This window comes from Paenibacillus polygoni (assembly GCF_030263935.1).
GTDB classification, from domain to species: Bacteria; Bacillota; Bacilli; order Paenibacillales; family Paenibacillaceae; genus Paenibacillus; species Paenibacillus polygoni.
In genome coordinates this window covers 3,128,455-3,146,533 of record NZ_CP127162.1, presented here as the reverse complement: position 1 = coordinate 3,146,533, position 18,079 = coordinate 3,128,455, and the positions used below count along the sequence as shown (strand labels likewise).

The 18,079-nt window shown below is 45.5% G+C and carries 17 protein-coding genes; 16 read left to right on the top strand and 1 reads right to left on the bottom strand.

From position 1 onward, the window contains the following. The 11 genes from uraH to QPK24_RS15010 all read left to right on the top strand — a co-directional run bounded on the left by uraH (position 1) and on the right by QPK24_RS15010 (position 12,895). Complete coding sequence (gene uraH / locus QPK24_RS15060) at positions 1–366, top strand: hydroxyisourate hydrolase (protein ID WP_285742459.1); 366 nt, start codon at positions 1–3, stop codon at positions 364–366. Between the two features lie 43 nt (positions 367–409). After that, positions 410–1,819 (top strand): allantoinase AllB, encoded by a 1,410-nt coding sequence (allB, locus tag QPK24_RS15055; RefSeq protein WP_285742457.1) that lies wholly within the window; start codon positions 410–412, stop codon positions 1,817–1,819. After that, positions 1,812–3,113, top strand: a complete 1,302-nt coding sequence (locus QPK24_RS15050) for a M20 family metallo-hydrolase (protein ID WP_285742455.1) — start codon at positions 1,812–1,814, stop codon at positions 3,111–3,113. Before allB ends, QPK24_RS15050 begins: the two co-directional genes overlap by 8 nt. Further along, positions 3,106–4,359: a pyridoxal-phosphate-dependent aminotransferase family protein gene (locus QPK24_RS15045; RefSeq protein WP_285742453.1), complete on the top strand. Its 1,254-nt coding sequence runs from the start codon at positions 3,106–3,108 to the stop codon at positions 4,357–4,359. Before QPK24_RS15050 ends, QPK24_RS15045 begins: the two co-directional genes overlap by 8 nt. After that, a complete protein-coding gene (gene ggt / locus QPK24_RS15040; RefSeq protein ID WP_285742451.1) occupies positions 4,353–5,948 on the top strand; it encodes a gamma-glutamyltransferase in 1,596 nt (531 codons plus the stop codon). The genes QPK24_RS15045 and ggt overlap by 7 nt, the downstream gene beginning before the upstream one ends. A gap of 46 nt (positions 5,949–5,994) precedes the next feature. After that, positions 5,995–7,329, top strand: a complete 1,335-nt coding sequence (locus QPK24_RS15035; protein WP_285742449.1) for a 5'-deoxyadenosine deaminase — start codon at positions 5,995–5,997, stop codon at positions 7,327–7,329. A 113-nt stretch (positions 7,330–7,442) separates the two neighbouring features. Then, on the top strand, positions 7,443–8,462 hold the full coding sequence (locus tag QPK24_RS15030) for an XdhC family protein (protein WP_285742447.1): 1,020 nt from the start codon (positions 7,443–7,445) through the stop codon (positions 8,460–8,462). Continuing rightward, positions 8,410–9,030, top strand: coding sequence for a nucleotidyltransferase family protein (locus QPK24_RS15025; RefSeq protein ID WP_285742445.1), 621 nt, complete (start codon positions 8,410–8,412; stop codon positions 9,028–9,030). Before QPK24_RS15030 ends, QPK24_RS15025 begins: the two co-directional genes overlap by 53 nt. 68 nt (positions 9,031–9,098) lie before the next feature. After that, on the top strand, positions 9,099–10,007 hold the full coding sequence (locus tag QPK24_RS15020; protein WP_285742443.1) for an FAD binding domain-containing protein: 909 nt from the start codon (positions 9,099–9,101) through the stop codon (positions 10,005–10,007). A 30-nt stretch (positions 10,008–10,037) separates the two neighbouring features. Further along, positions 10,038–12,419: a xanthine dehydrogenase subunit D gene (gene pucD, locus QPK24_RS15015; protein ID WP_285742442.1), complete on the top strand. Its 2,382-nt coding sequence runs from the start codon at positions 10,038–10,040 to the stop codon at positions 12,417–12,419. Next, complete coding sequence (locus QPK24_RS15010; RefSeq protein WP_285742440.1) at positions 12,395–12,895, top strand: (2Fe-2S)-binding protein; 501 nt, start codon at positions 12,395–12,397, stop codon at positions 12,893–12,895. Before pucD ends, QPK24_RS15010 begins: the two co-directional genes overlap by 25 nt. A 128-nt stretch (positions 12,896–13,023) precedes the next feature. Here the strand turns inward: QPK24_RS15010 and QPK24_RS15005 are convergent, their stop codons facing one another. After that, positions 13,024–13,224, bottom strand: a complete 201-nt coding sequence (locus tag QPK24_RS15005; protein WP_285742437.1) for a hypothetical protein — start codon at positions 13,222–13,224, stop codon at positions 13,024–13,026. Between the two features lie 314 nt (positions 13,225–13,538). Between QPK24_RS15005 and QPK24_RS15000 the strand changes: the two genes are divergently transcribed. The 5 genes from QPK24_RS15000 (at position 13,539) to QPK24_RS14980 (ending at position 17,941) form a co-directional block, all read left to right on the top strand. Further along, positions 13,539–14,051 (top strand): nucleoside deaminase, encoded by a 513-nt coding sequence (locus QPK24_RS15000; RefSeq protein WP_285742435.1) that lies wholly within the window; start codon positions 13,539–13,541, stop codon positions 14,049–14,051. Positions 14,052–14,129: 78 nt separating this feature from the next. Continuing rightward, positions 14,130–15,167, top strand: a complete 1,038-nt coding sequence (locus QPK24_RS14995; protein ID WP_285749341.1) for an ABC transporter substrate-binding protein — start codon at positions 14,130–14,132, stop codon at positions 15,165–15,167. Between the two features lie 202 nt (positions 15,168–15,369). Continuing rightward, positions 15,370–15,699: a YnfA family protein gene (locus QPK24_RS14990; RefSeq protein ID WP_285742433.1), complete on the top strand. Its 330-nt coding sequence runs from the start codon at positions 15,370–15,372 to the stop codon at positions 15,697–15,699. Positions 15,700–15,908: 209 nt separating this feature from the next. Further along, positions 15,909–16,376: a MarR family transcriptional regulator gene (locus tag QPK24_RS14985; RefSeq protein WP_285742431.1), complete on the top strand. Its 468-nt coding sequence runs from the start codon at positions 15,909–15,911 to the stop codon at positions 16,374–16,376. A gap of 143 nt (positions 16,377–16,519) precedes the next feature. Continuing rightward, on the top strand, positions 16,520–17,941 hold the full coding sequence (locus QPK24_RS14980) for an MDR family MFS transporter (protein WP_285742428.1): 1,422 nt from the start codon (positions 16,520–16,522) through the stop codon (positions 17,939–17,941). Positions 17,942–18,079: the final 138 nt, after the last annotated feature.

Sequence of the window (18,079 nt, the reverse complement as noted above, 5' to 3'; positions counted from 1 at the left end):
ATGGGCGGAAAACTCACGACGCATGTGCTGGATACGAGCCGAGGGATACCGGGAAGTGATATGAAGGTTGAACTGTACGTGATTCAGGAGAAGCAGGGAGTAGAGCAGGTTGTTTTGCTTGCTACCCGTTTCACGAATGCAGATGGACGCTTGGATCCTCCTTTTCTCGAAGATGAGCTGAGCGAAGGGGTGTATGAACTTCGTTTTTATGCCAGACCGTACTTTGAGACTTTTCTATTGGAAAGTGGAATACATACCATCTGGGATGTTATTCCGCTCCGATGTAAGATCACGAGCAGTAATGAGCATTACCATGTTCCCTTACTTGTTGCACCAGGGGGATACAGTACGTACCGGGGAACGTAATAGCAAGTATGCAGGTCATCTTATTGTAGAAGGAGTGCTCCTGATGCCGAAAAAATTTGATGTCATCATCCAAGGTGGCCGTGTTGTTTTACCCCATGGTGTGGAAAAAGTGGACATCGGCATCCAGGATGGAGTTATTACTGCAATCGCTCCTGAGTTAGATGCAGATGAAGCTGCTATCCTATACTCTGCTCACGATCAGCTTGTATTTCCGGGTGTGGTAGATGCACATGTTCATTTTAATGAACCTGGATTAGCAGAGTGGGAAGGATTTGAGACGGGTTCTGCCGCGCTTGCTGCAGGCGGAATAACTACATATATTGATATGCCGCTGAATGGTGTTCCCCCGACGACCACGAGGCATGGCTGGGAATCCAAACTGTCAGCTGCGAGCGGAAAAAGCTATGTAGATTATGCTTTATGGGGTGGGCTTGTTAAGAACAATGAAGCGGAATTACGTTTTCTTGCCGAATCAGGCGCGGCAGGATTTAAAGCCTTTATGTCTGAACCTGGCGGAGAAGGAGAGGAGATTTTTACTCGAACCGATGATAAGGCACTGATTCGCGGGATGTCTGTGATTGCGAGTCTTGGCGGGGTGCTTGCCCTTCATGCAGAGAGTAATGAAATGACAGATGCACTTGCCTTTGCGCGAATCTCCAAAGGAAGAGTAGGGGCAGAAGATTATTTGGCTTCCCGGCCACCAGAAGCGGAAGCAGAAGCAGTGACTCGCGCACTCATGTACGCCAAAGAAACAGGATGCAGACTTCATTTTGTTCATATCAGCACGGCTAGGTCTGTAGAGCTTATTACAGAAGCGAAGCGCAGCGGTCTTGATGTTACGGTAGAGACTTGTCCTCATTACTTGGTGCTGACAGAGGAGGATGTTGTAAGCAAGGGTGCGGCTTATAAATGTGCACCTCCTCTTCGCAGTAAGCAGGAACAGGATCTATTATGGGAAACTCTCCTGTCTGGCAGTATTGATATGATCGCATCCGACCATTCCCCGTGCCCTCCCTCCATGAAAGATACGGACAATTTCTTTCAGGTGTGGGGCGGGATTGCAGGAGCGCAGAGTACGTTACTGCTGATGCTTGAAGAAGCTCACTTGAAGCGGGATGTACCTCTTCCGCTGCTCGCTTCTTTACTCGCAGCAGGACCGGCTAGACGCTTTGGACTGGGTTCATGTAAAGGAGAGATCGCGCTAGGTAAAGATGCTGATTTTGCAATTGTAAGTTTGAACGAATCGTATACACTTACACAGAAAGAAATCAGGTACCGGCATCCGATATCACCCTATATAGATCATACATTCTCATGCAAGATCAAGGCGACTTTTAGCAGGGGAATTCAAATTTATGACGACCTGCACGGATTGACCAATCAAAGACGGGGCCAGTTTATTCCTTCCGTGCCGTCTAAAGTGGCCGCGGAGGAGGGGGATGTTTATGTCTGAACCTTCCCTCATTAAAAGTACCGAAGCAGACAGAGAAGCCACATTTGCCGCTTCTTGTCACCTCCTTCATGAACTACTTGAGGAACTTTCGAATATCGGAAAAGCCGAGGAAGGCGGAATGACTAGGCTCTTGTATTCCTCTTCCTGGCTGAAGGCGCAGCAGTATCTTCAACATGTTATGCAGGGAAAAGGCCTTGTCACTTCCTATGATCAATCCGGGAATTTATACGCACTGCTCGAAGGTACAGACGAAAACGGTCGCCATAAGCCATTGTTTACAGGGTCGCATATCGATACCGTGATTTCGGGAGGCAAGTTCGATGGTGCACTCGGTGTTGCAGCGGGGATGGTTGCTCTTCTGTATCTGAATGAAGTATACGGGCCTCCGGTTCGATCACTTGCAGCGGTGTCCTTATGTGAGGAAGAAGGAAGTCGATTTCCGTTTGCTTTCTGGGGTTCGAGAAGTGTCACGGGATCTAACGATTGGAGTGCTGCAGGCAACCTGAAAGATGCGGAAGGAATCCGTATGCTCGAAGCAGCTGAAATCTGTGGATTCGGACCGAATTCATCTTACCCCGTGAGACCCTTCGAGCCGGATGGATATCTGGAACTTCATATTGAACAGGGGGCTGTGCTTGAGAGAACGGGCACGTCGATCGGCATCGTTACCGATATCGTTGGACAGAAACGTCTTGATGTAATGATCACCGGTGAAGCCAATCATGCCGGAACAACTCCTATGCATTACCGAAAAGATGCGCTTATCGGTGCAACCGAGATGATCGTTCGAATCCATGAGCTTGCGCTTTCTTATGGTGACCCGTTGGTAGCTACTGTCGGTACGATGGAGCTCCTGCCGGGGGCAGTTAATGTCGTTCCTGGAAAAGTATCATTCACTTTGGATATCCGGCACACGGACAAAGGAATTATGGATCGTTTTATATTGGAGGCGCTTCTGATCATATCCGCATCCGCGGCACGTAACAGATTGCATGCAGAGTGGCAGGAGCATTTGTCGGTAGACCCTGTGGCTATGGATGAAGGATGGATAGAGCGGATTCAGAATGCTTGTGAAGCACTTGATTTCTCATACCGTAAAATGCCGAGCGGCGCAGGGCATGATGCACAGATTTTTGCGGAGGTATGCAAGGCAGCGATGATATTTGTACCTAGTCAGAACGGTCTCAGTCATCATCCTGAGGAATTCACCTCAGAGGAAGAGATTAATCAAGGGTTCAGAGTGCTTGTAGAAATGCTGTACCAATATGGCTACAGGGGGAAGACAGATGAATAAATATAAAGAGCTAAACCCATCACTTCGAACGATCATGACACCTGGGCCGGTGGAAGTTGATCCACGTGTACTGCGGGCCATGTCATTTCCTATATTAGGACAGTTTGATCCTGAATTTACGATGCTGATGAACGAAACGATGGAGATGCTCAGAGATGTATTTCAAACCTCTAATGAATGGAGCTTTCCTGTAGATGGAACTTCTAGATCCGGGATTGAAGCCGTTCTCGTCAGTATCATCCAGCCTGGTGATAAAGTGCTGGTTCCTATTTTCGGAAGGTTCGGACATTTGCTTGTTGAAATCGCTCAGCGCTCTGGTGCGGAGGTTGTATTTATGGAAACGGAGTGGGGAAGTGTTTTTGATCCGCAGATCGTGATCGAAGCGATTCATACTCATAAGCCGGATATTGTTGCTTTGGTACACGGGGAAACGTCCACAGGTCAGATGCAGCCACTCGCTGAGATTGGCAAGATGTGCAGGCAACTGGATATTCTGTTTGTGGTTGATGCGGTCGCTACGATTGGCGGTGTACCAGTCAAGACAGATGCTTGGCATATTGATGCGGTGATCGGCGGAACTCAAAAATGTATCTCTGTACCATCCGGCATGGCGCCGATTACTTATAATCAGCGGATCGAAACCAAGCTTCGATCTCGAAAACAAATTGAACGCGGACTACGAGATCCGGCAAGTTTAGATCATGAGCCGTCTTTAGTACCCGTCCGAAGTAATTATTTTGATCTTAGTCAGATTCAGGATTACTGGAGTTCGGCTAGACTGAACCATCATACAGAAGCAACCTCTATGCTGTATGGTCTGCATGAAGGGCTGCGGATTCTACTTCAGGAGGGGCTTGAAGACCGCTTCGCAAGACATGAACTGAATGAAAAGGCGCTTGTACAGGGAATCAAAGCAATGGGTCTTTCTTTATATGGAGATGAGGACAGTAAACTTCCTTGTGTAACGTGTATCAATATCCCAGCCGGGATGGATGGGGAGACAGTACGAAATAAACTGCTTCAAGATTTTGGGATAGAAATTGCGAGTTCCTTTGGACCGCTCAAAGGGAAGATCTGGAGAATTGGAACCATGGGATACAGCTGTAATCGTAAAAATGTACTGCACGTACTAGGTGCGCTTGAAGCGGTACTTATTCACGAAGGGCATAAACTACCTGCCGGGGAAGCGGTGCAAGCAGCGCTTTCGGTATATGCGGAGAGCAGCAAGGAGGAAGTGTCATGCTGAATCAAATGCCAGTGGGTACGGAAGTGATGATCACTTCCCCCCACTATTTAGCGACAAGTGCAGGTGCAAGGATCTTAGCACAAGGTGGAAATGCCTATGATGCTTCAATAGCGGTCAGTATTACACTAGGTGTGGTGTACCCTCATATGACAGGACCTGGCGGGGATGCTTTTTTTCTAATGTATGATGCGAAGTCAAGTGAACTTTCGGGATACAACGGAACTGGGCGCTCACCTGCTTCGCTGACGAGAGAGTTGTTTGAGCAGATGAACCTGACTTCGATCCCAAGGAGAGGTGTTCTAAGTGCAGTGACCGTGCCGGGTGTGGTAGATGCTTGGTGGGAAATATCGCAGAAATATGGATGCCTGCCTTGGGAGAAGTTATTTGATTCAGCTATACAATATGCGGAAAAAGGATGCCCGATCTCTCGTAATGTGCATACCTGGATGCTTCGGGACGAAGCGTATATTCGGGCCGATCAAGGATTATCGAGCGTCTATATCCGAGATGGAAAGCTTCTCTCCGAAGGAGATCTTCTTATTCAGCTTGATCTGGCAAATTCTCTGCGGATCCTGCAAAGCGGTGGAAGGGAAGCCTTTTATAAGGGGGTCCTGGCAGATGCCATAACAAACGCCGTTATTCAAGATGGTGGATTTCTGCAAAAAGAAGATTTCGAAAATCATACAGGGGAATGGGTCACTCCGTTAAAGGTTGATTACCGTGAATATGAAGTATACCAAATGCCCCCGAATTCTCAAGGCTTCTCAGTGCTCATGATGCTGAATATGCTGGAAAATACCAATGTAGCTTCCATAGATCGTCTATCTGCTTCGTATTATCACCTCATGACAGAAGTAATTAAAAAATCATTTCGAGACCGAGATCGTTACTTGACTGATCCTGAATTTCGTGAAATTCCAATCGATGATTTGTTATCTAAACCCTATGCAAAACAGTTGTGGAAGGAGATTGAAGACTCTCCTGAAAAAGCACAGCCCTTCCTATCCCAAGCGATGGGCCAAGACACCGCTTATGCGGCTGTCGTCGATGGGGAAGGGAATGCGGTTTCTTTTATCCAAAGCCTATATTATGATTTTGGCTCCGCTTATGTCCCTGAGAAGACAGGGATTATCCTGCAAAATAGAGGCTCCTTTTTCTCACTTGATCCAGATTCCCCAAATGTACTTGAACCGCGCAAACGAACCTTTCACACATTGATGCCAGGCATGGTACTAAAAGACGGAAAACCATATCTGCTCCTGGGTACGCAGGGCGGGGAAGGCCAGCCTCAGACGCAGTTATCCATTCTGACCGCAGTGCTGGACTATGGCTGTACGGTTCAAGAAGCGATTTCACTTCCGCGCTGGGTATATGGGCGTACCTGGGATGTGGAAGGAGATGAGCTGAAGCTTGAGCAAAGGTTCGGAGCTGAGGTTATCGAAGAGCTCCAGGCCATGGGGCATGAAGTGATTGCGCTTAGCGAGTGGGAAGACCTCATGGGGCAAGCGCAAGGGATTCTCATAGGACAAAGTGGATTACTTAGCGGAGCGGCGGACCCTCGCGGGGACGGTGCAGCGATAGGCTGGTAACAACTATACAGGTGGTAAGGTTGCAGTCTGGGGAGGTTCCTAAAAGATGAGTACACTATTGATTCAAGGCGCACAGATCGTGACGATGAATGGAAACGAAGAGGTCTTTATAGGCGATTTACTCATTGAGGGCAACAAGATAAAAGAAATAGGGAAGAACATTCAGGCAGCAGCGGATCGGGTTATTGACGGTAAGGGCAAAGCGCTGCTTCCAGGATTCATTCAGACGCACATTCATTTATGCCAGACGCTTTTTCGGGGACGTGCAGATGATCTGGAGCTCATGGATTGGCTGCGTAAGCGGATCTGGCCTCTGGAAGCGGCTCATGATGAGGAATCTGTATATTACTCTGCACTTCTCGGGCTTGGAGAACTGATCGCGAGCGGTACAACGACCATTCTTGATATGGAGACGGTTCATTATACGGACTCTGCTTTTCAGGCAATGGCTCAAAGTGGTATGCGTGTGGTCTCTGGGAAGGTCATGATGGATCATGGAGATGAGGTGCCGCTTCCTTTACAGGAAACAACAGCAGATTCCATACAGCAAAGTATTGATTTACTTGAAAAGTGGAATGGTTTTGGCGGTGGAAGAATTCAGTACGCTTTTTGCCCGAGGTTTGTTGTTTCTTGTACAGAACAGCTGCTTACCGAAGTACGGGATTTATCAGCGCAGTATCATGTAAAAATCCACACACATGCTTCGGAGAATCGTGGAGAGATCGAGCTTGTTGAGAATGAGCGCGGTATGCGTAATGTGGTTTATCTAGATCATATTGGTCTCGCTACGCCGAGGCTGATTCTTGCCCACTGTGTATGGCTTAGTGAAGAAGAAAAAGAGATTATTCGTCTGCGCGGTGTAAAAGTAACGCACTGCCCAGGCTCAAATATGAAGTTATCCTCAGGAATCGCAGAAATACCAGATTTGCTTAACCGGCAAATTCATGTCGGTATTGGTGCTGACGGCGCATCATGTAACAACAATCTGGATATGTTTCAGGAAATGAGACTTACGGCTCTCATGCATAAAATACCGCATGGACCAACGGCTATGGATGCCAGGACCGTACTTCGAATGGCGACGATGGGCGGTGCGGAAGTGCTCGGTATGGCGAAGGAGATCGGAAGTCTTGAAGCAGGCAAGAAAGCAGATGTGATTCTGCTGGATCTGGATGATTTTCATACCTATCCATCTTACGATGTAGATGTTTATTCAAGGGTTGTCTATTCGGCAACAAGAAGCAATGTGGATACTGTCATTATTGATGGGGAGCTGGTGTTAGACCGGCGGGTAATGCGAACGATTGACCGTTCCATCGTACTGAGAGAGGCGGATCGCAGTATTGAAAGAATGGTGAACCGAATTAACGAAGTTTCCTGAAAGGTTGGAAAATCTTCTTTTATCCATCGAATGGGCATCATTTGCCGCTTGCTTATCTACATTGGTTATCTAGGTCAGATTGAAAAGCTGAGAAGAGAAAGGAGGAAACTCGAATGGAGATGCATGATATTTGCGAAGCAGCTTTGAGGGAAGGGACACAGCTCGTTTTGGCTACGGCTGTCTATGTAGAAGGTCATGCATACCGTAAGGAGGGAGTTTCCATGCTCTTCACGGAAGATGGCGGCATGATCGGCAGTCTTAGCCCGGGCTGTATTGAAACGGATCTAGCTTTACGGGCGGAAGAAGTAAGACGGTCTGGCAAACCTCAGCTCATCCTTTACGATATGAGACCCGAGAATGATTTATCTTGGGGTGAAAATATCGGCTGCGGCGGATTGCTTCATATTTTGCTGGAGCCTGTAGTAGAGGATTTGAAATGGAAGTTAACGCAGATGAAGCTATCTCTGGATCAAGGGCATACCGTTACCATCCGCCGCAAGTGGAACGAGCAGAAGCGGGAGGTTCACCGGGAGATTGAGAAAAGTGAGAATTCGCTTAGTACCGAAAATGATATGGCTCAAGGAAGGTATGTTCATACTTATCAGCCTAAACCAAGACTTCTCATTATAGGGGCAGGTGATGATTCCATTACCCTTGCTAAACTTGCGGCGAGTACCGGATTTCGCGTCACGGTGGCGGATTGGCGGGAAGCTTTATGCACAGAAAGTAGGTTTCCAAATGCAGCACTTCTTGCTGGCTTTCCTGAGGAAATCTTACGCGCTTTTCAGGTTAGGGAGCAGGATTATCTTCTCCTCATGAGTCATCAATTCCCCAAGGAACGAGCGTTACTCGAACAATTACAATATTCCTCTTATCGATACTTAGGTATATTAGGCTCCCGGACCCGGACTTCGAGACTTCTGGAAGGACTGCCGCCATTCCTTCACTTGCATACCCCTGTTGGACTTACGATAGGATCGGAAGGTCCTGAAGAAATAGCGGTTGCGATCACCGCTGAGCTCATTGCTGTCAAACGTAATAAAACAGCAGTTCATGATTACGCGAAGGGAGCTTACAGCGATGCGGACAGCAGGAGTTGTGCTCGCAGCGGGTCAAAGTCAGCGCATGGGTGAGGATAAAATAAATCTTGCGCTGAGCGGTGCTCCCCTCGGCTCTTATGCGGTGAATGCGGCTCTCCATTCTCATCTTGATTTGGTGATCTTGGTCGTCAGAGCAGACGATCCGCTTCGCTGGCTCGTAAACTCGCCGAATGACAGGCTAATCATTACTAGATGTACGGATTCAAAGCTTGGAATGAGTCATTCTCTTCGCTGCGGATGGAAGGAAGCAGCAGATAGGGGGATGGACTGTGTTCTGATTTTACTAGCGGATCAGCCGCTGGTTCAAACCGAACACATCAATGCTCTGCTAGATGTATACTCATCGGCACCTGAACTTCACTATGTTGCAGCAAAAGATGGGGATGTAGTGAAACCTCCGCTGCTTCTATCAAGCAAGGTCTCTTCTGTAATTTTTAAGCTCGAAGGTGATACAGGGGCTAGGTCCATCATTCGAAACTCAGCTTATGCAGGGAAGCAAATCCCATTTGACAAAGAAGTCTTCTATGATGCAGATACGCCTGATGCATTACTTTATCTTGGTAAGCTGATGGATTCGTATAAGGAAGTCGATTTTTCTTGATTTGGCCAAAGAATAAAACGGACGAATAAAGGTTGTTACATCTGAGGTGTGAAGTAAGGGGTGTGAATATGGGAATAGGACCTGAACGAATTGTATATCCCGAGTTATGGCAACCGGAAAGTATAGAAGAAGCAAGAAAGATCGCAGATCATGTAGCACCTCATTACCAGTGGGCGGCAGGGACCACTTTACTGCGAACCCAGTGGGAAATGGGAACGGCCCCAGTGCCGAAGCACTTAATTAGTCTTGCAGAAATACGAGAGCTGAATGCGTGTACTGCAGAAGAGGAGGGACTTTGTATCGGTGCATTAATGAGGCTGAATGCCTGCGGTGCCCATGAGAGGGTTCTAACTCATTTTCCTATACTAAGTCAGGCTATTGACGTAATCTCCGCACCATCGATTCGTAATCTGGCTACGCTTGGCGGTAATATCGTATCGGGAGTGGGAGATTCTATTCCTGTGCTGCTCGTATATGAGGCAAGTTTAAGGTGGATGACAGACACAGGTCTTGCAGAGACGAAACTAACGGATTGGCTGGAAGAATGGCGCGGGGGACAGCGAAATGCGGACCATTTTCTCACTGAAATCTGGATTCCGCTGCTTGAGCAGAAACCCGAGGAGGGGAGTCATACCGTCTCTTTTTTTAGAAAAATCGGAAGAAGAGAAGCTTTTACACCTGCACTGGTCACAGTCGCTTTTCAGGGAACAATGAACGCTCAGGGCGAATGGTCCTCACTAGCTATGGCCGCAGGAGGAGGTTCTGGAACGGCGATGCGACTCCTTGAAACTGAACAATGGATTCGTCAGTTTTCGGTAAGCGGTCTGTCTTTATCTGAACTAATGAAGCACGTACAAGATGAATTTGTCACGATTAGCGATCCGTTTGCTGCTGATTCTTACCGTAAACAAGCGGCTGCAGGATTATTTGCTTCTGAATTATGGAAGAGTATGAGATCCGCAAGGTACTCCGTATAACCACGTTCATTGGAGAAGGGGATGGGGAATATGCTGCTAAACAAAGAGACGAGCGGGGATAAGTGGCACAGACGTCCTGATGGGAGAGAAAAAGTAACGGGTACCCTGCAGTATCTGACAGATAAGTCACTGCCAGGTATGCTGTATGGCCGGGTAAAACGAAGCGACTATCCGTATGCTCGAATTAGAAGCGTGGATGTCTCCGCTGCAGAGGTCTTGCCAGGGGTTCATTCGGTGCTTACGCATAAGGATGTGCCTGGACTCAATGGATTTGGCATTGCTACCCCGGATCAACCTGTATTTTGCGAGGATTTTGTAAGATATACGGGCGATGCGATTGCCGCGGTTGCTGCGGATACGCCTGAGATTGCCGAACAGGCACTTCATCTGATTCATGTTGATTATGAAGTGCTGTCTCCTATAAGTTCTCCTGAGGCTGCTCTTAAAGAAGGGGCGCCTTCTTTGCATCCCGCTGGAAATATACTGCATAGAACAGAGGTGAAACGGGGTGATGTAAGGACTGATCTACAAAAAAGTGACTTCGTTATCAAAGAAGTGTATTATACGCCCCGGCAAATGCACACCTATATGGAAACAGAGGGCGGTTTATTTGTCCCGGAAGACAATGGTAGATTGACCGTTTATGCACCGACACAGCACGGGTATAAAGACCGGATGCAGTTATCCCGTATTCTCGATATGCCGGAAGAGTCTATTCGTGTCGTATCTAGCCCAATCGGCGGTTCTTTCGGCGGGAAGGATGAACTGAATGATCAGCCATATGGTTCACTTTTGGCTTTAAAGACGGGTCGACCGGTTAAATTTCATAACTCTCGTAAGGAATCGGTCCGAGCTGGACTCAAACGACATCCGATGAAGATCGAGATGGAGACGGGTTTTACTAGAGAAGGGTTGATGACTTCTCATCTTGTCCGCATTTTATCGGATACAGGAGCTTATGCGACACTTGGAGCGCCTGTACTTAATTTTGCAACAGAACATTCGATGGGGCCGTACCAAATTCCAAGTGTGGATGTAGAAGGGTTGTCTGTCTATACGAATAACGGGGTATCTGGAGAATTCCGTGGATTTGGAGGCAACCAGGCGATCTTTGCAATGGAGGGACAAATGGACCGGGCGGCCGCGTTACTTGGAATAGATCCCTGGGAGATTCGGCGGCGTAATTTGCGGAGCAGCACAGATCCAGGACCGCTTGGGCAGCAGATCCTTGCTACAAATGGACTGTACGAAGTATGGGATGCTGTAGAACATTCCGATCTGTGGAAGAAAAGAGAAGGACAAATGGATACAAAAGGAACAGAGGCTGTCTCTTTCTTTGATTTTTCGTCAGAGTCACTGTCACGCTCTTTAGCAGCACCTTGGATAAAAAAAGGAATCGGCGCTTCTCTTGCGATGCATGGTGCGGGCCTTGGTTACGGGATTCCAGATCCTGCCGGGGGAAGACTCAAGCTGAATGCTTCTGGGAAAATCGAAGCTGCTTTTAGTTATGAAGAGTTCGGGCAAGGACTTGTGTCTACGCTGGAGATCATGTTATGCGATATTTTTCGTTGCACCCCGGAAGACATAGAGATCGTAATTGGAGATACAGACCGGGTTCCGCACAGTGGTTCAAGCACTGCTTCACGGTCCACAACGATGGCTTGGATGGCTTTACAGCGGTTGAAAATCCCTTTTACCGACACATTAATAGAACTTTGTGCGCAGGCAACCGGGCTGCCTGCATCTGAGTTAGTTACGGGAGCGGGAGGAATTTGGCACAGGAGACGTAATCCGGATTCGAATGAACAAGAGGGGATAGTGTTATCTTACTTGGAAATTGCGAATCTTGCTTCGGAAGAGGATCTTATCTTTGATACAAAATTTCAATATCCAACTACGCCGGATGAAGTAATGGGCGGACATTTTCTCTATACCTATGCAGCGGTAATTGCAGAAGTGGAAGTCAACACGCTGACAGGTGAGGTTAAAGTAGAAGAGATTAAACATATTGTGGCCGCAGGTCCAGTCATAAATCCGATGGGGTATATAGGCCAGATTGAGGGAGGAAGCGGGATGGCACTCGGCTTCACCTTAATGGAGGATGCAATAATGGATCATAGCATGTATGTAACGACCAATCTGGATACTTATTTAATTCCTACCTTTCAGGATATGCAGCAAAAAATCACGGTGGAAGCAATTGAAAACTTACCTGAAAATGATCCTTTTGGACCTAGAGGGATTGGTGAGATTGGTTCCGTGGCACTTGCTCCGGCCATTGTATCGGCAGTTCATCAAGCAACGGGGATTTGGCTGAATAAATTGCCAATTAATAGAGAGCAGCTTACGATTCCAATGCATTCTGAATGGAAAGAAGGGGTTAACCCATGGCAGAGGGCACAACGTACATGAACTGGAATGGCACAATTAATGGGAAGCAGGTGGAGATGGAGGTGCCTGCGACGGAGCGGATGGTGACCATTCTTAGAGATCGTCTACTGCTGACGGGTACCAAAATCTCCTGTGAAATTGGCAGGTGCGGGGCCTGTATGATATTACTTGGCGGGGAACCGGTGAATTCCTGTCTGCTCATGGCCTATCAATGTAACGGACAGGAGATTCAGACCATTGAAGGGCTTGCTCCTTCTAACGAGACGGATCTGCATCCGGTTCAGCAAGCTTTTATTGAGGAAGGCGGTTTTCAGTGCGGGTATTGTACACCAGGGATGATCCTTAGTACCGCAAATTTACTGGAGCATCATCCTAATCCTTCGACCGAGCAGATCGAAAAAGCCCTTTGCGGCAATCTTTGCCGCTGTACCGGTTATGGGGGAATCATCCGTGCGGTACAGCAAGCGGCAGCTGCATCCAGAGCTGAACATGAATAAACGAGAACAGAAAAGAGAATAGATGAAAATGATCCAAAAAGAATAAAGAAGCCTCGAATCCATAAGGAGACGGGGCTTTATCGTTTATGTGAAATCCAAATGTAAATGTAAATGATGATCGTGATATCTTATTTATCGATTTGCATAGTGATCCAGAAGGTAAGGAGTGTAACTGCACTCAGTGCAGAGACGAGAAACAACATGTAGCCTATTTTCGTGCGGGTAGTAGCGTGCCGATCGTAAAAGTCCGTATTTTTACGGAAACATCCTGTCCACAACTCGAGGGCCATGCTCATGACTACCAAACTAAATGAAATGATGAATTTCACTACGAAACCACCTCACCATCTATATATGTAAATATAATCCAATATAGCGTATTTAGAATGTCAAAATCAATTTTTAATAACTTATTTATACGACAATGTATATCGTCCTCTTTATCTAACTTCATATGTAAGTGTAATGGAGGGTATCTTGCCGATTTCTTATATATCATAGTAAACAAGATAACTCTTATGTCCCTTTTAACAAAAAGTGTAGTGAATCTTATTCATCATACTGAATATGTGTTAGATTAATTGACGCATAAAATGAATGTAGCTAAAATCGAACTATAGCAGAGACACAAGGAGCGATGAACATGGGGAGTCAAGAAAATCAGAAAGAACACCTTACTTTTTTACGAAGAGCAATTGAAATTTCGCGGATGGCTCGGGATAGCGGAAACACGCCGTTTGGGGCATTGCTAGTTGACAAGGACGGCCGCATCTTAATGGAGCAAGGCAATGTGGAGATCACAGAACATCGCTGCACAGGTCATGCAGAGACGGCCTTAATGGAAAGGGCTTCACATACATATAGTCCGGACTTTCTATGGGATTGTACCTTATATACGACGGCAGAACCTTGCGCAATGTGTGCGGGAGCTATGTATTGGGGCAATCTCGGCAGAGTGGTATATGGAATATCCGAGAAGGAACTCTTGGCACTGACTGGAGATGATCCGCAAAATCCAACCTTTGATCTGCCTTGCCGAGAAATTTTCGCAAGAGGCCAGAAGCGTATTGAGGTCATTGGGCCTTTTCCCGAACTTGCAGATGAGATTGCTGCCATACATGAGGGCTTTTGGAACAGCAGTAAGGCAAAAGCCTAAAGGACATCCTTTCTTTAGAAGAACTAGACTATTTTAAAGTAGAGAAGAAGGAAGAAAAATGAGGGGAAGCGGAGAGTGATGGGGATGAAGAAGTCAGGGAAACGCAGAAAAAATGTGGTTAAGGCTGGAGCATTATTGATTGTTTTGAGTATGGCGTTAACTGCCTGCGGAGGAGGAACCAGCTCAGACAACCCTGATCAGGCCGCAGATACCCCGGAGCAAACAACGAAGACACCTGTGAAAGTAGTGCTCAACTGGTTTGCTAAATCGGAACACGGTGGTTTTTACGCAGCGGAAGAAGAAGGAATCTATGATGCTAATAATCTAGATGTGACGATTGAACCTGGGGGTCCGCAGGTCTCTTCTATTCAGATTGTTGCTTCTGGAAAAGCGGAGTTTGGGGTAGCGCATGCGGACCAAATTTTACTGGCACGTAAAGAAGGAATTCCCATTGTAGCCCTGGCAACTACATTCCAGATCAGTCCGCAAGCACTGATGTACCATGAAGAATCAGGAATTACTGATTTTGGAGACTTAAACGGACGGACGGTATTTATACAGCAAGGTCAGCCTTACTGGGAATTTCTCAAACATAAATACAAATTGGATTCCGTCAAAGAAGTGGCGTATACCGGACAACACAGCAATTTTATCGAAGATCCACAGTCAGCCAGTCAATCCTTCGTTAATGGAGAGCCCTTTGTCGTTGAGAAACAAGGCGTGAAAGTGAAGACAAAGCTCATTGCTGATTCTGATTATAAACCGTATGCGGCCGTTATTTATACAACGGAGAAATACCTGAAAGAACATCCCGAAACCGTGAAAGCTTTTATCGGCGGGACGGTAGAAGGCTGGAATAATTACAAAGAAAACTATGAAAAAATCAACAAAAAAATAAATGAAGTAAACACAAATTTGTCTGAAGATGAAATCGCATTTGGCGAAGAGGCGCAGCGTGAATATGTGTATGGTTATGATGCCGAGGAACATGGAGTTGGCTACATGACAGAGGAACGCTGGACGGAACTTATGAAGCAGCTTATAGAGATTGGTCTTCTTGATCAAGAGATGGATGTGAAAACGGTGTTCACCACGGATTATTTACCTGAACATTAGAGAGATTGACGAAACGAGGGGACAGTCCGCATCTCATCTTTTAAGTAGGAACCTTGCTCATTCATGTGGAGCAGGGTTTTTTTGTGTCGGAAACATAATGTAAGAATCGGCTGCCTTTCTCGTCTCGTTACTATGGCTAATTCTGCTATAATCACTAGCATTGAGACAACAATAACAGGCAGGCAAAAGGAGAAAATAAGAAATGATGATATCTATATTTATATTCATGATCGCAGGACTTGCTGAAATCGGAGGCGGGTACTTGGTCTGGTTATGGCTTCGCGAGGGAAGACCGTACGGGTATGGGATTGCAGGCAGTCTCATTCTTGTCTTATATGGAGTGATTCCAACACTGCAGCAGTTCCCTTCATTCGGGAGAGTTTACGCAGCCTATGGAGGCGTATTTGTTATTATGGCTGTACTTTGGGGCTGGGGCATTGATAAAAAGACGCCTGACGTATATGACTGGATTGGTGCGTTGTTATGTCTCGCAGGTGTGGCAGTCATGTTATGGGCTCCGAGGAACGGATGAAAAATTAACCAATCTTTTCTGAGAGTATAAATTTAAACTTACATAAACAGATGAGAGATAGGAAAATTGAGTTTTCAAGGAGAAGCATCAATTATTTTTATTCTTAGGTAAATTAATATTAATATATTATAATTAGTTTATCTTTGTTACGGGTTACGGAAATTCGGTATTGTATTTTTAGTGTACCACCACTAGTGGGAGGACAAGTCATGAATGAACAAGAACAACTTATAATGAATGTCAGGGACTTATTTAATAAGATGGCTTGGATTAATAAGTCTAAGATGGAAGGCAGTCTTAAGGGGTATAAACCTTCTGAAGTGCACTGTATTGATAGCATTGGAAAAAATGTAGATGCGAATGTGACAAAACTTGCGGTGTCGCTCTATATGACAAGAGGGGCTATAAGTAAAATAACTAAAAAGCTGATAAATAGAGGCTTAATTGAAACCTATCAGAAGTCGAATAATAAAAAAGAAATTTATTTTAGACTTACGGAGCAGGGAGAAGTGATTTACAAAATTCATGAGGAACTGCACAAAGAGTTTCAAGAACGAGACAAAGTCGTATTTGAACAAATTACCGAAGAACAATTGGAAAGTTTGCTTAGCTTCGTCGAAAAGTACAGCAAACATTTAGATGAAGAAATAAAGAAACAAAATTTATCTATTAATTAATTTAAATAAATAAGTGTAATAAAGTTGAAGGCAGTCCGCTCCGCTGAGGAAGGGCTGCTTTTTTTATCACCATTTTGTTGACAAGGAAACAAAATGGTGATATTTTTGTTGACACGGAAACAAAGAAAGTGGAGGAAAATGATATGTCAAAATACAACTCTAAGGAACAAAGAATACCAAAAGGTATTCTTGCAGCTGCCTGGGCAATCGCACTCGGAGCCATTGCTCCGATGCTGGACTCAACAATGGTGAACATCGCCGTAAGTTCACTAATTAAAGACTTCAACACGACACTGGATATCATTCAATGGTCCATTACTGGTTATGTTTTAGCTCTTGCAATTGCAGTTCCGATTTCTGGATGGCTTATGGACAAATTTAACGGAAAGAAAATTTTTATCGGCGCTGTCGCTGCCTTTGGCGTAATTTCTTTTTTTGTTGGAGTTAGTTGGAACATTTATAGTTTCATTATCCTGCGTTTGCTTCAAGGATTTAGCGCTGGGATTATTACCACACTTATGTCAACTCTTTTGGTTAAGACAGCAGGCCAAGAGAATCTAGGGAAAGTGATAGCAATTGTCAGCACACCTATGATTCTTGGTCCCATCTTAGGGCCTGTTATTGGGGGATTCATTGTTCATAGTGCATCATGGCAGTGGATTTTCTTCATTAACGTGTTTATCGTTTTGATTACAGCACCACTTATGATGAAATACATTCCAAATTTTGAACCATTTAATAAGGAAAGTAAGCTCGATGTTTTTGGAATTGTGAATTTATCTTTGATGAGCACGACCTTGATTTACGGTATTACGAAAGCAGCAGATCATGCAACATTTAATAATGGTGAAACAATCCTATGGATGGGTATCGGCTTTGCATTAGGTGTTATTTACCTCGTATATAATCGAATCAGAAAATATCAAACTGTGCTCCCTTTGAATTTGTTTACACACAAGACTTTTTTAGCATCGAGCACCGGTTTATTCTTGGCAAATTTCGCTATTATGGGCCCCATGTTAATACTTCCAATGTATTTTCAAATCTTTCGTAATTTTACGCCAATTGAAGCATCGCTTGCTTTAATCCCTCAGGGAGTTGGGATGCTTGTTACTCGGCCTGTTATCGGAAAGTGGATTGATCGTATTGGAGCGAAATATGTAGTTATGGTCAGTCTTGCTCTTTCGCTGATTGGATCTATTCCACTTATTTTTATCACTGATAAAACAAGCATGATATGGATATCTATCATATTGTTTATTCGCGGTACCAGTGTGGGAGGTATTAACCTTCCGTTAACGAGCGACGCTTATACTGGACTTGATAACAAACAACTTCCACAAGCAGGTGTGGGGATCAATATTATAGAAAACCTTGGCTCAAGTTTTGGTTCGGCGGTTATCGCAACCACTGTCGCATCTTTTGTACAAGGAATGGAACCAACGACAGCAAGCAGTTTAAAAGGCTATCAGGCTGGATTCTTATTATCCGCCATCGTATTTGTTATAATCTTCATTCCAAGTCTATTCCTTACACATAAAAAGAAAGCGAATATCAGTGGGTAATCGACCCCATTTTAATATCAGCATATGCTTATACAGACCCGGCAAATTTCTCCTGTGAAGTTTGCCGGGTTTTATGTTAAATATGTAAAACTCCTTTACGTAAGTGAAGATCCAGTCCCCAGAAGGTTATCTTTTTTA

What these genes read in the sequence shown, in the direction of transcription:
- allB (WP_285742457.1), top strand. Translation starts at nt 410, where the DNA reads ATGCCGAAAAAATTTGATGTCATCATCCAAGGTGGCCGTGTTGTTTTA.
- QPK24_RS15045 (WP_285742453.1), top strand. Translation starts at nt 3,106, where the DNA reads ATGAATAAATATAAAGAGCTAAACCCATCACTTCGAACGATCATGACA.
- pucD (WP_285742442.1), top strand. Translation starts at nt 10,038, where the DNA reads ATGCTGCTAAACAAAGAGACGAGCGGGGATAAGTGGCACAGACGTCCT.
- QPK24_RS15025 (WP_285742445.1), top strand. Translation starts at nt 8,410, where the DNA reads ATGCGGACAGCAGGAGTTGTGCTCGCAGCGGGTCAAAGTCAGCGCATG.
- QPK24_RS14985 (WP_285742431.1), top strand. Translation starts at nt 15,909, where the DNA reads ATGAATGAACAAGAACAACTTATAATGAATGTCAGGGACTTATTTAAT.
- QPK24_RS15050 (WP_285742455.1), top strand. Translation starts at nt 1,812, where the DNA reads ATGTCTGAACCTTCCCTCATTAAAAGTACCGAAGCAGACAGAGAAGCC.
- QPK24_RS14990 (WP_285742433.1), top strand. Translation starts at nt 15,370, where the DNA reads ATGATGATATCTATATTTATATTCATGATCGCAGGACTTGCTGAAATC.
- ggt (WP_285742451.1), top strand. Translation starts at nt 4,353, where the DNA reads ATGCTGAATCAAATGCCAGTGGGTACGGAAGTGATGATCACTTCCCCC.
- QPK24_RS15000 (WP_285742435.1), top strand. Translation starts at nt 13,539, where the DNA reads ATGGGGAGTCAAGAAAATCAGAAAGAACACCTTACTTTTTTACGAAGA.
- QPK24_RS15035 (WP_285742449.1), top strand. Translation starts at nt 5,995, where the DNA reads ATGAGTACACTATTGATTCAAGGCGCACAGATCGTGACGATGAATGGA.
- uraH (WP_285742459.1), top strand. Translation starts at nt 1, where the DNA reads ATGGGCGGAAAACTCACGACGCATGTGCTGGATACGAGCCGAGGGATA.
- QPK24_RS15010 (WP_285742440.1), top strand. Translation starts at nt 12,395, where the DNA reads ATGGCAGAGGGCACAACGTACATGAACTGGAATGGCACAATTAATGGG.
- QPK24_RS14980 (WP_285742428.1), top strand. Translation starts at nt 16,520, where the DNA reads ATGTCAAAATACAACTCTAAGGAACAAAGAATACCAAAAGGTATTCTT.
- QPK24_RS15020 (WP_285742443.1), top strand. Translation starts at nt 9,099, where the DNA reads ATGGGAATAGGACCTGAACGAATTGTATATCCCGAGTTATGGCAACCG.
- QPK24_RS14995 (WP_285749341.1), top strand. Translation starts at nt 14,130, where the DNA reads ATGGGGATGAAGAAGTCAGGGAAACGCAGAAAAAATGTGGTTAAGGCT.
- QPK24_RS15030 (WP_285742447.1), top strand. Translation starts at nt 7,443, where the DNA reads ATGGAGATGCATGATATTTGCGAAGCAGCTTTGAGGGAAGGGACACAG.